General features: G+C 45.8%; 23 protein-coding genes and 1 tRNA gene. 10 read left to right on the top strand and 14 right to left on the bottom strand.

Going from position 1 to position 20,921, the window contains the following annotated elements; translation table 11 throughout:
* Window positions 1–52 precede the first annotated feature (52 nt).
* Window positions 53–862: a methylated-DNA--[protein]-cysteine S-methyltransferase gene (locus Q9J80_RS04230; RefSeq protein WP_301674133.1), complete on the top strand. Its 810-nt coding sequence runs from the start codon at window positions 53–55 to the stop codon at window positions 860–862.
* A 49-nt stretch (window positions 863–911) separates the two neighbouring features.
* Here the strand turns inward: Q9J80_RS04230 and glgB are convergent, their stop codons facing one another.
* Window positions 912–5,204, bottom strand: coding sequence for a 1,4-alpha-glucan branching protein GlgB (glgB, locus tag Q9J80_RS04225; RefSeq protein ID WP_301674205.1), 4,293 nt, complete (start codon window positions 5,202–5,204; stop codon window positions 912–914).
* A 260-nt stretch (window positions 5,205–5,464) separates the two neighbouring features.
* On the opposite strand from glgB, the gene Q9J80_RS04220 reads away from it, so the two are divergent.
* Window positions 5,465–5,540, top strand: a tRNA-Asn gene (locus tag Q9J80_RS04220).
* Window positions 5,541–5,564: 24 nt separating this feature from the next.
* Here Q9J80_RS04220 and Q9J80_RS04215 read toward each other — a convergent pair.
* The 6 genes from Q9J80_RS04215 to Q9J80_RS04190 form a co-directional block, all read right to left on the bottom strand.
* Window positions 5,565–6,572 (bottom strand): tyrosine-type recombinase/integrase, encoded by a 1,008-nt coding sequence (locus tag Q9J80_RS04215; protein WP_301674207.1) that lies wholly within the window; start codon window positions 6,570–6,572, stop codon window positions 5,565–5,567.
* Window positions 6,482–6,823 (bottom strand): helix-turn-helix domain-containing protein, encoded by a 342-nt coding sequence (locus Q9J80_RS04210; RefSeq protein WP_301674134.1) that lies wholly within the window; start codon window positions 6,821–6,823, stop codon window positions 6,482–6,484. The genes Q9J80_RS04215 and Q9J80_RS04210 overlap by 91 nt, the downstream gene beginning before the upstream one ends.
* A gap of 11 nt (window positions 6,824–6,834) precedes the next feature.
* Complete coding sequence (locus Q9J80_RS04205; protein WP_301674135.1) at window positions 6,835–7,056, bottom strand: hypothetical protein; 222 nt, start codon at window positions 7,054–7,056, stop codon at window positions 6,835–6,837.
* Window positions 7,057–7,104: 48 nt separating this feature from the next.
* On the bottom strand, window positions 7,105–7,569 hold the full coding sequence (gene traM, locus Q9J80_RS04200; RefSeq protein ID WP_301674136.1) for a conjugal transfer transcriptional regulator TraM: 465 nt from the start codon (window positions 7,567–7,569) through the stop codon (window positions 7,105–7,107).
* Window positions 7,553–8,296 carry a nucleotide-binding protein gene (locus tag Q9J80_RS04195; protein WP_301674137.1) on the bottom strand — a complete coding sequence of 248 codons (744 nt, stop codon included), beginning with the start codon at window positions 8,294–8,296 and terminating at the stop codon, window positions 7,553–7,555. The genes traM and Q9J80_RS04195 overlap by 17 nt, the downstream gene beginning before the upstream one ends.
* 98 nt (window positions 8,297–8,394) lie before the next feature.
* Window positions 8,395–8,682, bottom strand: a complete 288-nt coding sequence (locus Q9J80_RS04190; RefSeq protein WP_301674138.1) for a TrbM/KikA/MpfK family conjugal transfer protein — start codon at window positions 8,680–8,682, stop codon at window positions 8,395–8,397.
* Window positions 8,683–8,938: 256 nt separating this feature from the next.
* Between Q9J80_RS04190 and Q9J80_RS04185 the strand changes: the two genes are divergently transcribed.
* Window positions 8,939–9,508 carry a plasmid fertility inhibition factor family protein gene (locus Q9J80_RS04185; RefSeq protein WP_301674139.1) on the top strand — a complete coding sequence of 190 codons (570 nt, stop codon included), beginning with the start codon at window positions 8,939–8,941 and terminating at the stop codon, window positions 9,506–9,508.
* Here the strand turns inward: Q9J80_RS04185 and Q9J80_RS04180 are convergent.
* Window positions 9,420–9,914: a hypothetical protein gene (locus Q9J80_RS04180; RefSeq protein ID WP_301674140.1), complete on the bottom strand. Its 495-nt coding sequence runs from the start codon at window positions 9,912–9,914 to the stop codon at window positions 9,420–9,422. The genes Q9J80_RS04185 and Q9J80_RS04180 overlap by 89 nt on opposite strands.
* Before the next feature lie 148 nt (window positions 9,915–10,062).
* On the opposite strand from Q9J80_RS04180, the gene Q9J80_RS04175 reads away from it, so the two are divergent.
* Entirely contained in the window at window positions 10,063–10,230 is a 168-nt protein-coding gene (locus Q9J80_RS04175) for a hypothetical protein (protein ID WP_301674141.1), read from the top strand.
* 124 nt (window positions 10,231–10,354) lie between these two features.
* On the opposite strand, the gene Q9J80_RS04170 is transcribed toward Q9J80_RS04175, so the two are convergent.
* Window positions 10,355–11,017: a LexA family protein gene (locus tag Q9J80_RS04170; RefSeq protein WP_002244221.1), complete on the bottom strand. Its 663-nt coding sequence runs from the start codon at window positions 11,015–11,017 to the stop codon at window positions 10,355–10,357.
* Window positions 11,018–11,120: 103 nt separating this feature from the next.
* Here Q9J80_RS04170 and Q9J80_RS04165 point away from each other — a divergent pair, with 103 nt between their 5' ends.
* From Q9J80_RS04165 to Q9J80_RS04150, 4 genes are all read left to right on the top strand, one after another.
* Complete coding sequence (locus Q9J80_RS04165; RefSeq protein ID WP_301674142.1) at window positions 11,121–11,300, top strand: Cro/CI family transcriptional regulator; 180 nt, start codon at window positions 11,121–11,123, stop codon at window positions 11,298–11,300.
* 4 nt (window positions 11,301–11,304) lie between these two features.
* Window positions 11,305–12,087, top strand: coding sequence for a phage replication initiator YdaU family protein (locus tag Q9J80_RS04160; RefSeq protein ID WP_301674143.1), 783 nt, complete (start codon window positions 11,305–11,307; stop codon window positions 12,085–12,087).
* Between the two features lie 588 nt (window positions 12,088–12,675).
* Window positions 12,676–12,870 (top strand): DUF5397 family protein, encoded by a 195-nt coding sequence (locus Q9J80_RS04155; protein WP_301674144.1) that lies wholly within the window; start codon window positions 12,676–12,678, stop codon window positions 12,868–12,870.
* Window positions 12,870–13,148, top strand: coding sequence for an endoribonuclease VapD (locus tag Q9J80_RS04150; RefSeq protein ID WP_021439528.1), 279 nt, complete (start codon window positions 12,870–12,872; stop codon window positions 13,146–13,148). Before Q9J80_RS04155 ends, Q9J80_RS04150 begins: the two co-directional genes overlap by 1 nt.
* Before the next feature lie 99 nt (window positions 13,149–13,247).
* On the opposite strand, the gene Q9J80_RS04145 is transcribed toward Q9J80_RS04150, so the two are convergent.
* Complete coding sequence (locus Q9J80_RS04145; protein ID WP_079889440.1) at window positions 13,248–13,646, bottom strand: hypothetical protein; 399 nt, start codon at window positions 13,644–13,646, stop codon at window positions 13,248–13,250.
* A 535-nt stretch (window positions 13,647–14,181) separates the two neighbouring features.
* Here Q9J80_RS04145 and Q9J80_RS04140 point away from each other — a divergent pair.
* Window positions 14,182–14,418 carry a FitA-like ribbon-helix-helix domain-containing protein gene (locus Q9J80_RS04140; RefSeq protein ID WP_301674145.1) on the top strand — a complete coding sequence of 79 codons (237 nt, stop codon included), beginning with the start codon at window positions 14,182–14,184 and terminating at the stop codon, window positions 14,416–14,418.
* A complete protein-coding gene (gene fitB / locus Q9J80_RS04135; RefSeq protein ID WP_301674208.1) occupies window positions 14,418–14,837 on the top strand; it encodes a type II toxin-antitoxin system toxin FitB in 420 nt (139 codons plus the stop codon). The genes Q9J80_RS04140 and fitB overlap by 1 nt, the downstream gene beginning before the upstream one ends.
* A 63-nt stretch (window positions 14,838–14,900) precedes the next feature.
* On the opposite strand, the gene Q9J80_RS04130 is transcribed toward fitB, so the two are convergent.
* The 4 genes from Q9J80_RS04130 to Q9J80_RS04115 form a co-directional block, all read right to left on the bottom strand.
* Window positions 14,901–15,353, bottom strand: a complete 453-nt coding sequence (locus Q9J80_RS04130) for a hypothetical protein (RefSeq protein ID WP_301674146.1) — start codon at window positions 15,351–15,353, stop codon at window positions 14,901–14,903.
* A gap of 92 nt (window positions 15,354–15,445) precedes the next feature.
* Window positions 15,446–16,486 (bottom strand): relaxase/mobilization nuclease domain-containing protein, encoded by a 1,041-nt coding sequence (locus tag Q9J80_RS04125; RefSeq protein ID WP_301674147.1) that lies wholly within the window; start codon window positions 16,484–16,486, stop codon window positions 15,446–15,448.
* Window positions 16,483–17,004, bottom strand: coding sequence for a plasmid mobilization relaxosome protein MobC (mobC, locus tag Q9J80_RS04120; RefSeq protein ID WP_301674148.1), 522 nt, complete (start codon window positions 17,002–17,004; stop codon window positions 16,483–16,485). The genes Q9J80_RS04125 and mobC overlap by 4 nt, the downstream gene beginning before the upstream one ends.
* 66 nt (window positions 17,005–17,070) lie before the next feature.
* Window positions 17,071–20,865, bottom strand: coding sequence for an LPD7 domain-containing protein (locus tag Q9J80_RS04115; RefSeq protein ID WP_304671385.1), 3,795 nt, complete (start codon window positions 20,863–20,865; stop codon window positions 17,071–17,073).
* Window positions 20,866–20,921: the final 56 nt, after the last annotated feature.

Genomic DNA, 20,921 nt, shown 5'->3' with positions numbered 1-20,921 from the left:
ACCCAACCCTCAAGATTTCCGTCGTAGCCCGTTCCTGCATCGGCGTGCGGGAATGGCGAAAATTGGGGATTTCGCCGTCAAATCCATGATAGGGATACGGAGCAAACAAATGATTACCCTGCCTTCCTTAAACAATCTGCCGTCAAAATGGGATGAAATCCGCCATTGGCTCGAAACCCAAGTTTTTGAGTGTGAAGTCATGCCGTATCCCAATCTGACGGAACACGAAGCCAAACAGTTCGAGCAGGATTTTATCGACCGTATCGGCTGTGCGCCTGAAGAATATGTCCGTATCCGCCGCGCCATCCGTTTGTTGGAAGCACGTTATCCCGACAGCTTGAACGAGCTGGTGTGTGCCGCCATTGCCACGCCTTTGGGCGAGATGCTGGCGGTGTTCGGCAGTAGGGGTTTGTGTCTGCTGGAGTTTGTCGGACAGAAGCATTTGGAACAGGAAATTACCGCCGTCCAAAAAGCTTTGAGCGGGCAGTTTGTGTTTCGGGAAGATGAGCGAACGCAACTTCTGCGGCAGGAATTGGATTTGTATTTCCAATGCCGTCTGAAAACCTTTGCCACGCCCTTGGAAATGATTGGTACGGCGTTTCAAAAACAGGCGTGGGACACGCTTTTGGCGATTCCTTACGGCGAAACGCGCAGCTACAAGGAGCAGGCGCAGAGTTTGGGCAACCCCAAAGCCGTCCGCGCCGTTGCCGCCGCCAACGGGCAGAACAAAGTGTCCATTCTGATTCCCTGCCACCGCGTCATCGGCAGCGACGGCAAACTGACCGGCTACGCAGGCGGGTTGAACCGCAAACAGTTTTTACTGGCTTTGGAACGCGGCGAAGTTCAGACGGCATTGTTTTGACGGGAGCGGCGGACAACGGGGCTTGAGGGGTTCAAGCCCCGTCCGCCTTTCAGACGGCATCGGAGGTTTTTTCCGCCCCCGTTTGGCTTTGTGCCGCCTGATACAGGTAAACGGTTGCCAACGGCGGTACGGTTACGGACAGGGAATTTGGTTTGCCGTGCGACCAAACTTCTTCCGTTTCCAATGTTGCGCCGGCAGAAACGCCGCTGCCTTTGTAATGCAGGCCGTCTGAATTGAGGATTTCGCGGTATCCGCCGGCGGAATTCACACCGAAGCGGTAGCCTTCGCGCACCACAGGCGTGAAGTTGCTGATGACGATGACGCGGTTGCCTTCGCGGTCGCGTCGCTCGAAGACGAAGACGGAGTTGTCGCCGTCGTCGGCAACCAGCCACTCGAAGCCTTCCGGCCATTGGTCTAATTGGTAAAGCGGCGCGGTGTCTTTATAGACGCGGTTCAAATCGCGCACGAAGTCTTGTACGCCTTTGTGCCGGCCGCCTTCTTGTTCGAGTAAAAACCAATCCAGTCCTTCGTTGTAGTTCCACTCTCTGCCTTGCGCGAACTCGTTGCCCATAAACAAGAGTTTTTTACCGGGGAAGCCGTACATAAAGCCGTAGTAGGCGCGCAGGTTGGCGAATTGCTGCCAACAGTCGCCGGGCATCCGTCCGAGCAGTGAGCGTTTGCCATGCACGACTTCGTCGTGCGACAGGGGCAGCACAAAGTTTTCGCTGTACTGGTACATCATGCCGAAGGTCATTTTATTGTGGTGGTATTTGCGGTTGATGGGGTCTTCCATCATGTAGCGCAGGGTGTCGTTCATCCAGCCCATATTCCATTTGAAGCTGAAGTTCAAACCCTCTTGACGGGTTACGTTGGCAAATGATGTGGATTCTTCGGCAATTTCGGCGGCAGCCGGAACTTCCTTTTTCAACATCGTATTGGTGTCGCGCAGGAAAGCGATGGCTTCGAGGTTTTCATGACCGCCGTATTGGTTGGGTATCCACTCGCCGTCTTTGCGTGAGTAGTTGCGGTAAATCATCGAAGCCACTGCATCCACGCGGATGCCGTCGAAGCCGAAGCGTTCTATCCAATACAGGGCGTTGCCTTGCAGGAAATTTTTGACTTCGTTCCTGCCGAAGTTGTAAATCAGGGTGTTCCAGTCTTGGTGGAAACCTTCGCGGGGGTCGGCGTGTTCGTACAATGCCGTGCCGTCGAATTTGGCAAGCCCGTGGTCGTCGGTGGGGAAGTGTCCGACCACCCAGTCGAGGATGACACCGATGCCTTCGTCGTGGGCGGCTTTAATCAGGGCGCGCAATTCGTCGGGCGAACCGAAACGACTGGTCGGCGCATACAATCCGGTCGCCTGATAGCCCCACGAGCCGTCAAACGGATATTCGGAAACGGGCAGGAATTCGATGTGGGTAAAGCCCATGTCTTTTACGTAGGCGATCAGTTCTTTGGCAAGCTCTTCGTAAGTCAGCCAGAAGTTGTTTTCGGGATTGCGTTTCCACGAACCCAAATGCACTTCATAAATGCTGATGGGCGCGTCAACGGCGTTGGCGCGGGCGCGGAAGTCGGGGGCTTCGACTTTTTCCGGCAAACCGCGCACGACAGATGCCGTATTCGGACGCAACTCCGCACCGAAGGCATACGGGTCGGCTTTTTGCCGCACATTGCCGCCGGCATCGCGGATTTCAAATTTGTAGAGGGCATTGGGTTTGACGGCGGGGATGAAGATGTCCCAAATGCCGTTGTCGCGGTGGAAACGCATCACATGGCGGCGGCCGTCCCAGTTATTGAACTCGCCGATGACAGACACGCGCTGCGCGTTTGGCGCCCATACGGCAAAGCTCACGCCTTTCACGCCATCCACTTCGGCAAAATGCGCGCCCAAAGTTTCATAAGGACGCAGGTGTCTGCCTTCCGCCAACAGCCAAGAATCCATTTCTTTCAATGCCGACGGGAAGCGGTAGGGGTCTTCTTCGCGCACGGGGTTGCCGTTTCCGCCGTAATAGACGTTCAGCGCGTAATCGGGCGCATTATCGGGCAGTACGGCGACAAAGAATCCGCGCCCATCGATTTTTTCAGACGGCACAATCAGTCCGCCGCTTTCACGGTCGACAATATCTACTGCCGAAGCGTCGGGAATCAGCGTGCGCACGACTTCGCCGCCTTCGGCAAGGCGGTGCCGTCCCAAATAGGCGAATACGTCGCCGTGGGCCGCAAAAAACAGGCTGTCAACCATGTCGCGTTCGGCTTGGTCGGGTTGGCGGTAGGAAAGGGTTGGGCAGTTCTTTTTCATACGGACTCCGTCAATCATGGCAAGTTGGGCGGTCATGGTTCGGCAATCTGCAAAGTCTTCCAGCGCGACGGGCATTTTGCGCGCCCAGTTGGGATAACCCTCGGCAACGCCCGGCACATTCAGGTTGTCGCCCACGCCCAGCAGGTTTTCCAGTTGCACCGCATACAGCCTGCTGCGGCTCATCGCGGCATATTTGTGGATGGCGGACATCAGCCTTTCCGTCATTTCAGACGGCATTGTGCTGTCTTTGTCCAAACAGCCGCATTGTTTAAGCTTGTCGAACAGGTCTGCCTTGTCGTGTTCGCGCGCTTCTAATGCCGTCTGAAAAGTTTCCGCATCGGGAATCGTGCCTAGGCGGAACATCCAATCCAAATCCTTGCCCGTCCAATAACCCGCCAAAGGCGCGACATCGTGCGTGCTGACGACCGTAATTGCCTGTTCGGGATATTCATCGGGCAATTCAAAGGCGTGCCTGCCTTTGCTGAAATACACGACCTTATAAGAAAACACCTGATAACGGTTCAACAAATCACGCACCCGGTCGGGCACCGTCCCCAAATCCTCGCCGATGACGATGCAGCGGTTGCGCCGGCTTTCCAAAGCTAAAATGGCAAACATCACGTCCGCGTCGTAATGCACATACGCGCCGAAATCCGCCGTCCCGCCCGCAATCCACCACAGGCGGTACAAAGCCATCACATGATCGATACGCAAGATGCCGTAAAGCCGCATATTTTCACGCAGCAACCGGGCGAACTTCTCATAACCCGTGTGCTTCAGCATCATCGGATTGAGCGGCGGCAAATCCCAGTTTTGCCCCGTCGGGCACAAAGGATCGGGCGGCGCGCCGACAGACATATCCATACAATAATCTTGGCGGTTTAACCAAGTGTCCGCGCCGCCGCGCGCCACGCCGACCGCCAAATCGCCGTAAATCCCCAACTTGATGCCGAGTCTGACCGCCGTTTCCTGCACTTTGTACCATTGTTCCGCGCAAAGCCATTGCAGCCACATATGAAAACGGATGTCGTGTCCGTAGTTGGCGGCAAAGTTTTTGACGGCTTCGCCGTCGGGGTCGTGAAACTCGGCAGACCAGGATTGCCAGCCTATGCCGTCGCAGCCGCCGTAATATTGGTCGAGGGCTTCAAACAGCCCGAATCCCGACAGTGCCGCTCCTTTTTCTTCCGCAAATGCGGCAAAAGCCGCACGTTCCTTTTGGGCGGCTTCGCACGGTTCGGTTTCAAATGCTTGGAATGCCGCCTGAAGAGCTTCGCGTTTGAACGCCCAAACCGCCGTGTAGGTTACGGTATCGGTAATCCGCAGTGCGGCAATGCGCCGCTGCATTTTTTCTTGGGCAAAACGGTTTTTCAGGGTTTCGCTGTAGGAAAACGCCCCGACTTTTTCCACATCCAGATAAATCGGATTGAGCCATTCGCGCGAAGACGGGCTGTACGGGCTGGCAAAGGCGGGCTTGGCACTGAAAAGCGCGTGCAGCGGATTGATGCCGACGAAATCCAGCTTTTTCTCTGCCGCATAAGTCATCAGGTTCTGTAAATCGGTAAAATCCCCGATGCCCCAGTTCCGTTGTGAACGCAGGCTGTACAGATGCACCGTCAGCCCGTTCATTCTTGCGCCGCCGTTTGGTTCGGGCGGCCGGTAAACCGATTGCGGTGCGACAATCAGACGGATTTTTCCGGCAGCGCACGAAAGGGTGTAGTAGCCGCAGGAAAGATCGGGCAGGGCGAGTCGGTATGTGCCGTGGTCGTCGCGGCTGAGGGGTAAAAGCCGATGTGTGCCGTTTTCATCTTCCAAAACGGTTTCCGTTTCGTCCGACCATGCGGACGGCAGGGTCAGATTTTCGCATCCGTGTTCGCGGGCTGCCAGCGTGTCGAGATAAATGCCGTCTGAAACACCGTCTTTCTGCAAGGTGTCGGCTATCGTTTCCCATACCTCTGGCGGTGTAGCGCGATATACGCCGCCGATGTCGTGAAACCCCAAGCTGATGCCCAAAGCAGAGGCCTGCTGTTCCGATGCGGTATCCATCTTGTAGTCCTGTCTGTTGTCCGTAATCTCAAGGCGTAATCTTAATATAAATACGGAATGATGACGGCTGTAATTGTGTGTAACGGCGGTTTCTTTCATATTGTTTGACTTGAACCAATATGCCGTCTGAAGCCGGTTTTCCCGTTCAGACGGCATATTTGGCTAAATATCTTTTCCATTCATATATTTGTAGTTTTGTTACCCGTTTGGACAAAATTAAGGATTGACACATTTTTTGCGGACGCTATAATACGCCCCATTCCCCGATAGCTCAGTCGGTAGAGCGACGGACTGTTAATCCGCAGGTCCCTGGTTCGAGCCCAGGTCGGGGAGCCAAATTTCAAAAGCCTAAACAATTGTTTAGGCTTTTTCCTTTTGCCTCATTGTTTGAAGATGTGTCCATTTTGTGTCTAAGTTGTGCATTGTGTCCAAAATATCCGCATGACTTTGTAAATGTTCGGTGGCTAAATGCGCGTATCGCATCACCATATCCAGCTTTTCCCAACCGCCCATTTCTTTCAGAGCCAAAAGCGGAACGCCGCTTTGCACCAACCAGCTTGCCCAAGTATGGCGCAAATCATGCCATCTGAAATTTTCGATGTGCGCTTTTTTCAGGCTGCGTTCCCATACGCGGCTATCCAGTCCGCAGATTGGATTATTCACGCTATTGGTAAAAACGTAGGTTGTGTGAATACCCGCTCTTTCTGACAAAACTTGTACCGCCGTTTGATTGAGCGGTACGCCGATCGCTCGGGCTGCTTTGGCTTCATCGGGATGAATCCACGCAATGCGTTTGTCTAAATCCACTTGTTCCCATTTCAGCCCAAAAACATTGCTTTGGCGCAATCCTGTACACAAGCTGAAAATCGCCATTTGCCGCCAAAAATTATTAGGCAGAGCATCAATCAAACGATGCGCTTCATCGGGTTTCAGCCAACGAATGCGGTTACCGGGTTCTTTATACAATTTCAACTTTGGCACTTCGTCCAACCACAGCCATTCATCACGCGCTTTGTACAAAATTGCCCGAATGAGTGCAAGATAGCGGTTTTTAGTGCTGTTGCCACACAGTAATTTTTCTACAACTGCCATAATGGTTTCACGGTTCAACTCGTCCAAAAAAATACCCCGAAGTTGGGGTAAATTGCGTAAACGGCTGATGTCGTCTTGAATGCTTTTTTTATCATACTCTTTTTCTTTGAGCCATTGCAACGCGGCTTCGTCCCACAATTTTTTGGGTTTCACGCCTAAACGGCTTTGTTGCCAAAATTCGTGTTCTAACTTAGCGCGTAATTCTTGTGCTTTTTGCTTGTCTTGTGTGCCAGTAGAGCGTCTAATGCGCTCGCCACTTGGTGTTCTGATGTCCATGTACCAAACGCCGTTACGCTGGTAGAGTCCATTTGAATTTTTTGACATTTTTGTTCACTCCGTTTGATGAGTGATGCCTGTACGGTATCATTTTCAAGTTGTGCTAAAAATTCGTCAAGTTTTGTTTGACGAATACAATAGGCTCGCCCGACTTTGGCAGCAATCAATTTGCCAGTTCGTATGTATTCACGCAGGGTTTCTGGGTGGCAATGCGCGAGTGCGGCAGCTTCGGTTACAGTGTAAGTTTTCATAGGTTTTCCTGTTAAGGCAATCCATTTAGGATATACTCTATATTATCAGTACAACGATAATGTGATTGCTTGGCTGAAATATGCAATCTAATCAATGTACAATGTTCTCTAATATATTGCTCTTGATGTTTCTCTTGCTCTTCTTGCTCAATTGCTGGCTGTGAAGCGAACCAAATAAATAGAGCAAAAGCAACAGTAACTCCTGCGATAATCCAATTTTCATTTGCTTTCATTTATGCTTTCCTAAAAAATTCAGGCAGCCTGAAACAAGCTGCCTGTTGTCATTTTTTCAACAAAAAAAACATAACGGCAAAAATCAGCATTTGCACCACCGCCCACATCATCACGCCCATTTTCAGTCTGCCTGAAATGTGTTTTGCCAACTCGGTTGCTTGCGCCTGAAATTGTGTTTGAACACGCTGGCTGATGCTGCCAAACAGTTTCTGCTCCATTTCAGCGCGGTCTTGGGCGTTGGCTTGCAATAATGATGCGAGCAATTCCTGCTTTTGACTCTGCAATTCTGCAGCTGCCGTGATGATGCTTTCGGAATGCGTTTGAAAATCTGCTAAAAATCGTTCACGTTGCGCGCTCTGCTCATCGCCGGATTGCTGCAAAAATTGCGCCAATTCGCGCTTTTGAGCAAACAGCATGGCAACAATCGGGTCATCAGCATCAATGCGAATGCCTGTATCGCGCATCACATCTGCAATCAGTTGGCGGATTTCTGTTTCATGAACTTGGCTCATCATCATCTTTCAGAGTGGCAATGAATGGAATTTTGTCCAAATCTTCAAACATTTCACGCGCAAAATGTTTCAGGCGATTGCGTTCCATACCTTTGAAGATTTTGGACTCTTGCACTTCATCAAAAGTTAAATTCATTTCGGTCATGCGTTCCAAATCTTTGCCGAATGTGTCGGAATCTTTGTTCTGAATTTCCATGATGCCGATGATGCGGTCTTTGTATTCTTTGTAAACCTGTGTTTCTTGGAAATTTGTGATTTTTCCCTGAAAATGGTTTAACCAAATCACGACATCGCAACCCATGCTGCTCAAAATTTGGTCTAGTACCACCAAGCAATCATTGAATGCCTGACCGCCGACAATCGGCACATGAACTACCAAATTAACTTCACAATCAAACAAATATTCAGCAATATGGTTTTCAGAAAAATAATACATCAAGGGAACAAACGTTCCTGCGCCAGTGTCCACAACACCGACACCGTCTTGGCTCTCAATGATTTCCATAAGCTTGTCAAAATGGCGGCTGTTGATTTTGCCATCTTCCAACAAATGAATAATGGTGGGATTGAGTGCGGCATAACGGCTCAATGTCGGGTTAATCGGGTCGGTATCAAAACAGGTAACGTTTTTATCGCTGCGTTTTTTCAGATATTGCGCCAAAATAGAAGTGATAAATGACTTGCCGGCACCGCCTTTGCCTTGCATGGTAAAATGAACTTCTTGCATAATTATTCTTTCTAAATCAATTAAAAATAGTAACAGGCAGCCTGAAAACCCAAATATTCAGGCTGCCTGAAATGTCCTGTGTGTTGAAACATATCAGCCTATTTGCCGCTATTTTTTCCTGCATCATCCCCTTTACTGAACGGACACAGATTCAAGAAATTTTTACGCGCCCGAATGGTTTTATGCGGCTTTCTAAATTTGATGGAAAAATAGCGTTCCAAAGAAGGGGCGCATTCGCTCGGACGCTCGCCGCTAGACAAACACAGCACCGCTTCACACGCCAAGCGAACATCGTCTGTCAGCAAATTATCGTCTGCGCTGGCGGTCATAGGCGCAAGCAGCGCGGCAGTCAGCGCGGAAACCGCTAAAAATGGTTTAACTTTCATTTTTGAAACTCCCATTGTTTTTTTCAGAAAAAAAGGCAGTCTGAAAATGGATTCAGGCTGCCTGAAACTAAATTTCTAATTCATTGACGTATTATTTCTTGTCGGATTTTGTGTAAATCAACCATTTTGTTTTCCTTGATAAAAAAGCAGCCTGCAATCATTCAAGTGCAGGCTGCCTGAAAAAAAGGTGGGCGTTTTTCTCTGTGTTATGATTGAGTTACCACACCTTTTCATAACTTATCAAAGGAAAACACCCATGAAACTAAACTGGAATATTCGCTATCAGATTGTTTCCAAATATATTTACCCAATCAATGCCCAACTTATTTTTGAAATCCCCATTACCAACAGTACTGTTTACATGAAACAAGATTTACTTGATATTTCAAGAAAATATATCGTATTGCTAGATACGCTCAAATTTATTCAAGCATGGCGAACATCAACAAATGATGACCGTTTTCCAAATTATCACATTGGAAATGAACAAATTTGGCGTTCAGATAGAAAGTTTCATCATGCCGAACAAGGGTTTGCACTTGGTTTGATGAACCCAGTTCCGATTATTAGCGATATGGCTTGTCGTTATGAATATCCCAACATACAAATTTCTTTTGCCAATCATTTCACAAGAACCATTTGGCTGCTGGCTAATCATGCTGAATATTTGCCGATTGCTGTTAAATCATTAGAAATGGCGCAAACGTTTCAGCAATACATGGGACGTGATAACTGCGCTATTCATTCAATCGCCGATATTTACCAGCAATGGTGGCAACAAAATCAGCATCTATTTCCGCAAGTTCCTGATGATTTAATTGGATAATTTCCGCAATTGTAGGGGAAAAGCAATCTGCATAATTTGGATTTTTTTCAATGAATTGCCACAAATTGCGTAAGGTTAAATATTGCTGATAAGTGCCATCATGCAAATTACAAGGCAGATTGTGCATCGCTTCCGCCAACTGCCCTGCCACAAACAGATTTTGCAATAACGCTTCGGTCGGTACGCTTTTGGGAAATGCAGGCGTGTTTTGATGCAAACTGGTTCGCCCAAATGCCAAATGACGGATTTCTGTGAATGCAATTTGTCCTAATTGAGCATATAAATTAAACAGCTTTCGTTCATTTGAAAAATTCATTGCACACCCTTTCAAGAAAATAATTCCCACAAAGAAACCTGCTCCGCTATTTGATTTTGCCGAGCAGAACAGGCTTGATTGTGAAAACACACAAAACACATTACAGGCAACGGAGTAATCTCAACGCTGCCTGAAAACGTGTATTCGCCACTTGGTACACGCAGCAAGTGGCGTTAGGATTTGTCCGTAGATAATCCCGGCATCGGGGATACGCCCCGATTAACAAGATACGTTCAAATTGCCGCCTGTTCACGGACGCACCACGCGCTACCCGTATGCACGACATTTGTATTTGGGCGGATTGAATGCCGCCTGCAACCGCTCAACGACTTGCCCGCCTGAAGCCAATCAGACCGGTGGGTTGCTGCGTTACCAAGTTGTTAAAGAACTTAAAATCATCAACTGAAATAATTTTAAGACAGCTTAAAATATAATGCAAGAATTTTTTTAAGTTTTCTTAAGTTTAAGATAACAAAAAACCTGCTGCTTCGATTTTAAAGCAACAGGTTTCAATAATAATCAATAGGTTATTAACGTTTTCGTCTGTAAATACGGTGTTCCACCATTGTGCCAATAATGAGCAAATCTACATTTACAGAATGCAACCTACCATAATCGTCATTCAATGGAATTAAGATGAAATTATTTGATTCCATTGAATTATCATTATCTAATTTAAATTTACGGAAAATAAATTCGTCCCCGTATTTTGCGATTACAAATTCTCCTGCTTGTGGTTCTACATCAGGGTCAATAATAATGACGTCGCCAATTTTAAATTCAGGCGACATTGAATCATCTTTGATTTTCAAACCAAAGGCATTTTTAGACTTTTTAAAATCGGTCATAATATACTCTCTTGTTAAATCAACAAGTTGAGTAGTATCGCATTCTTTTAATTTATCTAACGACTGCCAATCATAAATAGGTAATTTCATCTCATCAATAGGCGAATATGGGATTACAGATAGAGATTTATTCGAGTTAGGAGAACCACGCAATAACCAGCCGAATTCGCAATTTAAGATTGTAGATAAATCAAGTAAATTTTCTGCATTTGGTTTTGTGGTGTCATTTTCCCATTGAGAAATAGCAGCATGGCTAACTCCTTGCATTCTTCTTGATAAGTCCATCTGCGTGAGTTTTAAGGCTTTTCTCCGCTCCTTAATTCGTTGTCCGAGTGTTTCAATCATAAGACCACCTGAAATTTAAGTTTTAGCAATCTTAAAACATATTGATTTAAGATTGCTTTCAACCTATAATTTTAAGAAATCTTAAGTTTCATGGAGCAAGACTATGTACAAAGAAGATGTCTTAAATTACTACGGAACACTTGTCAAACTAGCAGAAGTTCTAAAAATAACGCCATCGGCAATTAGCCAATGGAAAGAAATTATCCCCGAGAGGCAGGCATATAGATTACAACATATCAGTAATAATGCCTTGATTGTTAATACAGAATTATACAAACGATAAAATCATGATGTTAACCGCCGACATTCGCCAACATCTCACGCCCAACTTCACAGCAATATATGTGGAGTTTTTTGAGTTGTGCGGACAAAACAGCGAAGCCGCGCTTGTGCTGGCAAACCTGTTCGGCTGGTCGGAATGGCTGGACAACCACCGCCCCAAAAAACAAGGCTGGATTACCAAAACCGCCGAAGATTTCGCCAACGAGCTCAAATTAACGCGCCACAAATACGAAAAAGCGCGTGAATATTTATTGGGAATGGGTTTGGTTGAGTACAAACGCGCCGGCGTGTTTGGTAAAATGGCGTATCGTCTTTGCCGTGAAAAACTGCTTGAACTGATTTATACGAAAGTGCGCGGTATGTCGAAGCCTGAATTTCAGTCGGCGTTCCATACCGATAAAGACGGTTATCACGTCCCCCGATTCATCCCGTTGCATGAATGGAATGAATTTCTCAAAATGCGCGAAAACAAAAGTAAATCTAAACAATCACTTGCCGTAGAACAAAAGAAACAGCTTATTCGGCAGCTAACCGATTTGCACAAACAAAAATTTGATTTGAAAAACGTGATGCAAAAATCGCTGATTTCAGGCTGGGCCGGCTTTTACCGTCCCGATAAATCCACTCCGAACCACGCCCCCGCTCCGAATAGTTCCGCAGCCGAATACGAAGCACTTATGAAGCAGCAAGAAGCCGAGCGAGAACAGCAACAATCTAAAAAGCCGCGAGATTTAAACACAGTAGGGCGTTTAAACCTGCTAAAAAATCTAGGGTTGAGTAAAAAATAACAGTAAGTGGACAACTTGTTGTGCTTAAACACGTCTATACATTAAATTTTGCGCGATTTTGGCGCATTTTTCGGGCTTTCAGGCCGTCTGAAAATGGATTTGCACCCTTTGGGGTGTTTTTTTTCGCCCGATAATTAGATTTGCCTGTTTTTTAGTCAGAATTTGGCGTTGCAGCGCGGTTTCATGCGGCCTTTTTATCAAGAAAAAAGTTATTTAAAAACTTATGTTTGCTGATTTTTGGCAGACTACTTTGCTGACAAGCCGCAGATTAGATTGCGCCAAATCGACACGCTATATACAAAGATTACAAAACAAAGATTACTCTCAAAGAAATTTTATTCGGTTGCGCCGAGCAGTGTGTTTTTTTTGATTTTTTTGAATTGGGGTTTGGGGCTGTTGTGAAATGAGATATGCGTTTGAATTTAATTATTTGATTTATCAAGAAGAAGTGTTGAACTTAATGATTTCGGACTACCTTGCATGACGGCATGGTTCACTCTAAAATATGTACTTATTTAATTCCCGCGCCACTTGGTACTATCGCGGCAAACCCATGCCGTCTTCTGAAACGTAACAGGAGAACTAACCATGCAGACCACAGCAAATACCATCCCCACCGGTTCAATCCGCACCTTTGGCGATTCCGGCGTGATGTACATCGTCGGCACGCCTGCCGAACAGCTTCCTGACGGAGATTGGCTCGTAAATATCGAGCTGCCGGAAAGCGGCGAACACACGCAATACAAACTGTCCCACATCGTCCAAGACCCAAAGGCTGCCTAATGTACGCGATTTCTTTTGATTTGGTGGTTGCCGATACCGCCCAAAACCATCCGAAAGGCATTTCCCAAGCCTACGCGGATATTGGATACACCTTGCGGAAATTCGGCTTTACCCGCGTTCAGGGAAGTTTGTACACCTGCCAAAACGAAGACATGGCTAACCTGTTTTCAGCCATCAACGAGCTAAAAGCTCTGCCTTGGTTTCCGTCTTCCGTCCGCGATATTCGCGCCTTCCGTATTGAGCAGTGGTCTGATTTCACAAGTCTTGTGAAGTCTTAACTGCCTTACCGTCCAAAAAATTCCACTATTAAACAATCCAAATGATTTCAGCCTGAAAATCCATGTGGTTTTCAGGCTGCTTTGTTTTTCAAGAAAGAATTATTTGAGTGTTTCGGGGTCGGGTTTCTCTTCCCAGTTAAATTTCTTAGTGGGTGTGGGTTTGCGCAAACCACGCCGTGCAGGTGTATTTTCCGCTTGATTTTTGGCTGTTTCAGCCGCTTGGGCGGTTTGAGCCGTTGTAACGCTATCTGTTGCCATAATCGGCTTGTTTTGCGCCGTGTTGTGCATTTGGGCCGAACGTGAGCGGATGAATCGATTAACGGCTTGACGGCTGACATTTACGCCTTTCATTTCAGACAAAAAATCAACGATGATTTTTTCTGCATAGCCCATATTCTTCAACTGAAAAATTTCATCTTTGTACGGTTCGAGAACGGAAACCTTGTCCGATTTTGCGGCGTGGTTTCGCTGATTTAAAAAAGTTTCAATGTCGTTCATGGCGAGAATATCCTTTTTCTTGAAAAAAACGATTATGCAACCAGTAAGCAACATATTGCAACATTAAGCAACATATTGTAACTAGTAGGCAAAGCATTAGCAAACAGTAAGCAATATATTGAAACAAATAAGCAACTTATTATAACTAATGGTATCGTATTAGCAAGTAATAAACAACATATTGCAACTATTAAGCAATATATTAGCAAGTAATAAGCAATATTTTTGCTTGTTTTAGGTTTTCAACCCCTATGAAACTGCTTAAACCTATTTAAAAACTAGAACGCAGGATAGGCTATCGCCGACAAAACGACCCCGTTTTGCGTGGTTTGGCTATGCCAAAACGCCGCAGAGCGGCTATTTTTTCATGAAGAACGATTTATCAGAAAGAGTAGGGCGGCGTTTTTTAGGCGCAAAAAAAAACGCCTACGACCACCTGAATTTTCAGGCAGTCGTAGGCGTTAAAAAAAAATAGATTGCTATCATTTTTTTATTTTGATATCATTTGAAAAACTTTTTTCAGAAAGGAAAGGCAATGGCTTCTGTTGTGATTAGGAATTTATCCGAGACCACACACAAGGCAATCAAATTCCGTGCGCGATCCGCAGGGCGTAGTACCGAAGCAGAAATCCGCTTAATTTTGGATAACATCGCCAAAGCGCAACAAACCGTACGTTTGGGGTCAATATTGGCATCAATCGGGCAAGAAATCGGCGGTGTTGAGTTGGAAGACGTACGCGAGCGCAATACCGAGAACGAGGTTTCTTTGTGATGATTTTGCTGGACACGAATGTGATTTCTGAACCTTTGCGCCCACAACCCAATGAACGTGTGGTGGCATGGTTAGATAGTTTGATATTGGAAGATGTTTATTTGTCTGCCATTACTGTTGCAGAATTGCGTTTGGGTGTGGCGTTGTTGCCCGACGGCAAGAAAAAGAATGTGCTGCACGAGCGTTTGGAGCAATCCATTTTGCCTTTATTTGCGGGGCAAATTTTGCCTTTTGATGAACCGGTTGCCGCAATCTACGCGCAAATTCGTTCCTATGCCAAAACACATGGCAAAGCGATTGCTGCCGCAGACGGCTATATTGCGGCAACGGCCAAACAGCACCGGTTAACAGTTGCTACGCGTGATACTGGTCCATTTTTTGCGGCTGATGTCGCAGTGTTCAATCCGTGGCAAGATTAAAAAACTCCTATGACCACCTGATTTTTTTCAGGCAGCCATAGGCGTTTTTTCATTTTGATGCGTTTATTTTTTACTGCATTGACTGATGTATTTTTCGCTAATTGCTTTGATATTTGCGCTTGCTTGTTTAAATTTATTACTGAATGCGTTCAGTGGTAATTTTTCTTGTGCAGTTTGCAATTCTGCAATCAACTGTTTACAAGATTCATCTTCCACTTTAAAAAAACGGTTGCTGCCGCTTGAATACAAATTAGCTGACAACGTTTTTCTATCGTCAGACAGCTTGAACGGGATTTCTCCAAAGACTGTATTCAGCACCAATTCCCCATTCTTTTCGGAAAAAGTATAGTTTTGTTCTCCTTGTGAAAATAGGTAATTGCCACCGTCTTTTTTGATTTCTGCAAATTGCAAAAATTCGACACCTTCACGTTGCCAGGTACCGACATAATCATCTGTGTTTTTACCGCCACAGGCTGCCAACATCAAAACAAGAGCCGATAAAGTGATGCGCTTCATTTTTGAAACTCCGTATAGGGTTGGAAAATAGGCTATCAGCATAGGTTTTTTCTTGATGTGTGTCAAATTGAAACAGGCTGCCCGACAATATTTCAGCGTTCCATTTCATTATCGTGTGAGCTGTCAGGAGATTTTTCAGGTTGCCTGATTTGTGCCTGAACCTTGTCAAATTCCTGTTGCGCTTGGGTGGCAAATTCCTTTTCAGAGACTTCTCGGACAAATTTGCTCATGGCTTTCGCTTCGGTTTTGTAGCCGCGTACATACAATTCCCGGGCGATTTTTTTGTATTCGGCGACTATGTCTTGCCGTGTTTTATCGGCTTGGTTTAAAAATGGGTGTTCGGGGCGTTGTCCTGACAAAATCGCCTTTGAAATGGCGAGCTTTTGCTGCAATTCGGCTTCGCTGCTTGTGCCACGTTGCCGCATGGCGCGAAGTGTGCTGTTTTCAGGTTTTTGTGTTTTGCCACGATGTACGCGCTTGGTTGCGGCACAATCTACTCCGTTTTCACGCAATTTCTCGGCAAAACGGACACGCCACTCAAACAAATCATTTTTGCGCGGATTAAGCCGTTGATTACGCTCATCGCGCATGAGTACACACAAATGAACGTGTGGGTGTTCGGGTTCGTCGGGATTGTGGCTGCGGTGATGCAAACCAAGAAAGTATTGATGACCCTGAAATTGCTCTGCGGCAAAATCACGCGCCGCCTGCAACAGTGCATCAGGTGGCGTTGCTTTGGGCATGGATAAGACAATATTCAGAGCTTCTTTGTGTTTGGTTTCATCGTCAATGCCAAAATGCGACTGCCAATCGTTTAAAAATTGTTTAATGGCTTTTTTGCCTTGTATTTTTTCTCCGTCTTGGGTTTCTAACGGAATGTCGCCGTTACGCGAAACATAGTCGGCATGGTTTCTGATGCCTTTCATGCCTTTGCTGTTCTTGCTGTGGCGTTTGGGAATTTTTACCATGACTTCGGGCTTTTTTAGAGCGGCAGCGCGTAAATTGGTTAACCCTGTGCCTGTTTTGAGCGGTTTGGACGGGCGGCGGCTGCCAAAATTCAGACTGCCTGATTTGCTGTGAACAGCGCGTGTGTAACCCAAAAACCAGTTATCAATATTTCTGTTTAAACTCATGGAATTTTTCCTTGTCGCGTTTGATTAAACCGCCCGATAATTTTGCCGACTTTTTCGGTATGATTTTGAATGTATTGATGTAAATTGGTAATGTGTTGGCTGGTTAAAGATGTTGGTTCAAAATTGTTCAGTTGTTTGGCAATTTGATTGAGATTGCGCCCGATGCGTAGAAGTTGGGAGTTGGATTGGTATAACACGTTGATTTCACTATTAGTCATAACAGGTGTTTCATCAATGTAAGATTGCAAAATGGCGGTCGCTAACTGATTTGCGCTGATTTGCCCGATTTGTGCAGTTTGTTGTAGATAATCGGCAATATGTGGTGGCAATTTGAGTTCCAAGCGTGTTTTGTTTTTATATTCAGTAGATTGATTTTGAATAGTTGGTTTATTCAATTCTGCCAACAATAAATCACGCGCCAAATGTGAAATGTTAGGTTTACCAAATCTTGCGGCAGAGATTTTTTCTAATTCTGCGTAGGCGGTGGGCGATATGCCATAAACTTTAATATTTTTCATGATGTTACTCCCAAAAACAAAACCCTGTTTGGCACTTGGCTAAACAGGGTTTTGGCGTTGATGAAGTTACCGTTCCATTTCAAACTCTTGACTGTTTGACGGCTTCGGCTCGTGGGTTTGCTGTTGAGCAGGGGCTTGATGTTGCAACGGTTGCGGCAAGTTCAATTCCGTGCCGTTCATCACTTTGGCGGTATGTTCGTAGAAATTCCGCAAAGCATGGTTACGCACATCGCCCTGAACATCACGCAGCGCGTCCATCGTGTTGCGCTCGTAGGCTTTGAGCCGTGCTTGGTTCGGCTCGCTTAACTGCTTGGCTTTTTGGTCGTAAGCCGATTTGGCGTTTGCCACTTCGGGCGACAGGGCGGAGGTCGTCATTTCTTGACTACTTCGCAACACTTCGGGCGGAATGGTTTTGTTGCCCAAACTATCCACTTTGGGCGCGGCTTCGGTATCTGCAATCGGCGATGAATTGATTTGGCGTTCATCGGGCATCTCGCTTTGTGTTTTGAGCTTGTCAGCAGCCGATAACGTGGCGGCATCGGATTGATGAGCGGGCGCATTTTCAGGCTGCTTAGGGTCAAGTTCGGGTTTATGAGTGCTTTGAATACCATTCAAGGAACGGTCTTCACGCAATTTTTCTACCATTGCCAAATCCGCAGGAGTGGGTTTGTAACCTGTGGTTTTGATGCCCTGACTTTCAGCGGCAACGTACATCATGGATTTAAATTCAGGACTGCCTGAAATTTTGATGCTGTCCCAACCTTTGGCTTTGGCTACTTCCAGCATATCCTGAATGGTTTGTTGGTCAGATTTGGCGGTTTTGAGCGCGTTGCCTTTGTCTTCAAATAAAACGGTGGTGTGATTGTCGGCAGACAAATATTGCCCATTTTTCGCAACGATGTAGCGCGATTGCAGATGTATGGGTGGACGTTCGTAAGTCAAATCCAAAATGGGCCGATGTTCCAATGCTTCGGAGCGTGGTAATTCAGGCTCTTCTACATCGGGTTGTGCTTCGGGCTGTGCTTCAGGCTGTGCTTCAGGCTGTGCTTCAGGCTGTGATTCGGTCTGTGATTCGGTCTGTGATTCGGTCTGTGATTCGGTCTGTGATTCGGGCTGTTTTTCAGGCTGCTTGATGTCACGTTGGAAACCACCGTATTCAATGCCGTTGAACATTTCAGGCTGAGGTTCTTCGTTATCATCAGATGAATATTCAGGCACATAATCGTATTCAGGCGGTGCATTTTCAGGCTGCATTGCTTCTGCTTGCATTTTCAAATCTTGCTCTTTAATCCATTCTGCTGGATTTTGTAAAAAGTCATTGGCTTGTTGAAGTGCATCATCAAGATGATTGGTGTAAACATAGTGGACAATTTCATCATTTTCATGAAAAGACATCGTAAAATCACGAGCATCTTCATAGGCAGCCATTGAGCCGTGATTTTTGAATTTGCCGTCAATTTCTACATGATAGGTTTCATTGACCCATTTATCCGCCTGAAAAACGCCTAACTCGGCATGACGGTTTTCAATATACGTAGTAAAACCGTATTGCTCGGCTTGTTGATTGAAGTGAGCCAATCTTTCATTGGTTAAAGGTGTCCGCATTTCCCAACTGTCTGCATTATGACGAACTTCATCATCATGTTCTGCCCATTGTGCATAGGGATTGTCAGCAGAGTAGGTGGTTTGCTCGGGTGTTGTTGTTTGCTCGGGCTTTTGGTCATTTTCAGGCAAAGGGTCATAGCCATTTTGGACACGCCAGTAATTGTTTTTCAGTAGTTCTTCGCGTGGCACATCGGGTTTGCCGTGTTCTTGTAAGTTATCCATTTTCGTCTCCTTAAATGAAAAATCAGCCACATCTTTTTCTGATGTGGCTGATTGCGCGGGTTGATTTACGATTTGCTCAGTTGTTTGTTTTTGCTGAAAAACGCTTTGAGAAATTTTCCGGTCTCCTTGCCGTATGCTCTCAATTCGTTCACTTCCTGCTCGGTCAAATACGTTTGATACTTCTGAATTTCGGGTTTCAGCAAATTGGGTTTCTGTTGTTCTTTCATGATGTAATTCCTTGTTTTCTGAAATGTTTGATGCTTGTTTGGCAATTTTGGCTTCTTCAATCCGTTCTTGAATTTGCTCTAATGTCGGTTTGCGTAAATGTCCGGCCTCCTGTTGGGTTAATTTGTCCACACTGTAGCCGAATTCATTGCGCCAATATTCGTTTAATCCTTGTTTTTGTTGCAAAGATTGTAACATATGTGGCTTGATCACGATATCTGCTTTTTGTTCATGAGCAGTCATAACCGTAGAGCCGATAACCTTACCCCCGTTATTTTCAATATAACCTTTCAGCGCAGCAATCGTACCGCCTACGGTTAAAGTATCATCAACAATCAAATAAGGTTGTCCTGCCTTGACTGTGCCTGTAAATTCAGGTGGCGAAACAAAACGATGGTCAATTTTTGCATTGGTTCGCTTTGCTGTATTACTTTGCACAATATCGGTATCTACTTGTAAACCTAATTTTTCTGATAACGCAAAAGCCATAGCTTGTGGAATACGGTTTTTTCCGCTTGCTTCTTCGGATTGAATCGGTACGATAATAGGCTTGCTATCTCCAATCAAGTTTTTAATTTCCTGAATGGTTTCATCTTTCAGCAGTTTATCTACCAATAGCGCGGACTGCATCACATCGCCGGCTTTCGCTGCCGCATATTCAGGTTCATTTTTTAAATCGCCTAATTTGCCATTGCTAATAACCGGTGGAAAATCATTCCAAGCAGTACGAATTTCCTGCGGATTACTTTCAGGCTGCCTATTAAATTCAATATCTGTTTCTGTTTCAATGATATAAGGTTCAGGCTCAATGCCGAATGTTTCACGCACTGCTTCAATACCAGCCAGTTTGTGCAAATCGTTAAAATCGGTGGGTATTTTTTCTGTTCCATAATCCTCTTTAAATTCATGAATTTGTTTCGGTGTAAATTCAGGCAAGATGATTTTTGCACGTTCGCCCCATATTGCGGCGGCAGCTTGCGCTTTGTGTTCGCCTGTGTGGCTTGGGTCGTTATCGGCAGCAAAATAAACAGGCACGTTTTCAGGCAGAACATTTATTAATTTTTCTGAAACGGCTTTCAAATTACCTGCATCAAATGCGACTACCACAGGTTTCTTAGTGGCTTGATACACGCTAGATGCGGTTGCAAATCCTTCTGCCAAAAAGATACCGTTTGGGCTCTGTTTTAAATCGCCAATAACGGTGTACGCACCTTGTTTCTGCCCGCCATTCAAAAATTTCTTATGACCGTCTTCATCAATGGTTTGCACATTAACCAATTTATTATCTGAATACAAAGGGATAACCAACTGCTTTTTACCTTGATATTCACTTTGACGGATACCGCTCAGCACGTCTGTATTTAACCCTAATCCTTTGGTTTGCGCGTAGGCATGATTAGGGTCGGCAGGACTGGCATTTTTCCAAATGCCATACGCCGTTTTCTCCGCTTTAGCGTGAGCCTGGGTGATACGCTCGGCTTCGGCACGTTGTTTTTCTTGGGTTTCGGCAGCGCGTTTGGCTAATTCTTCGGCACTGGGTGGCGTGTAGGGCGTGTTGGGACGATAGCCGTTTTTACGTGCATGGTAAAACAATGTACCAATGTGAATATGCCCTTGTTTCAGGGATTTCCAAACGGCTTTAGCATCATTGGATTTGTAGTTTTCTGAATGGCGCGACCATTCGTCCCACAATTCAAAACCGTCTTCGCCCAATTCATCTTTGACAGCCGCACCTATTTTGACCCAAAAATCACGGTCATTTGCATCAAGATGATTTAGCGCATTGCGAATTTCATTGTAATCACTCATTTTTTGTCTCCCAAAAATTTAGGCAGCCTGAAAATCTTTTAGCTTCGCAGAAGCCG

The sequence above is a fragment of the Neisseria blantyrii genome, from assembly GCF_962747855.1.
Taxonomy (GTDB): domain Bacteria; phylum Pseudomonadota; class Gammaproteobacteria; order Burkholderiales; family Neisseriaceae; genus Neisseria; species Neisseria viridiae.
Note: the sequence above shows the minus strand (reverse complement) of the source record. Positions and strands in the feature narration are given on the sequence as shown.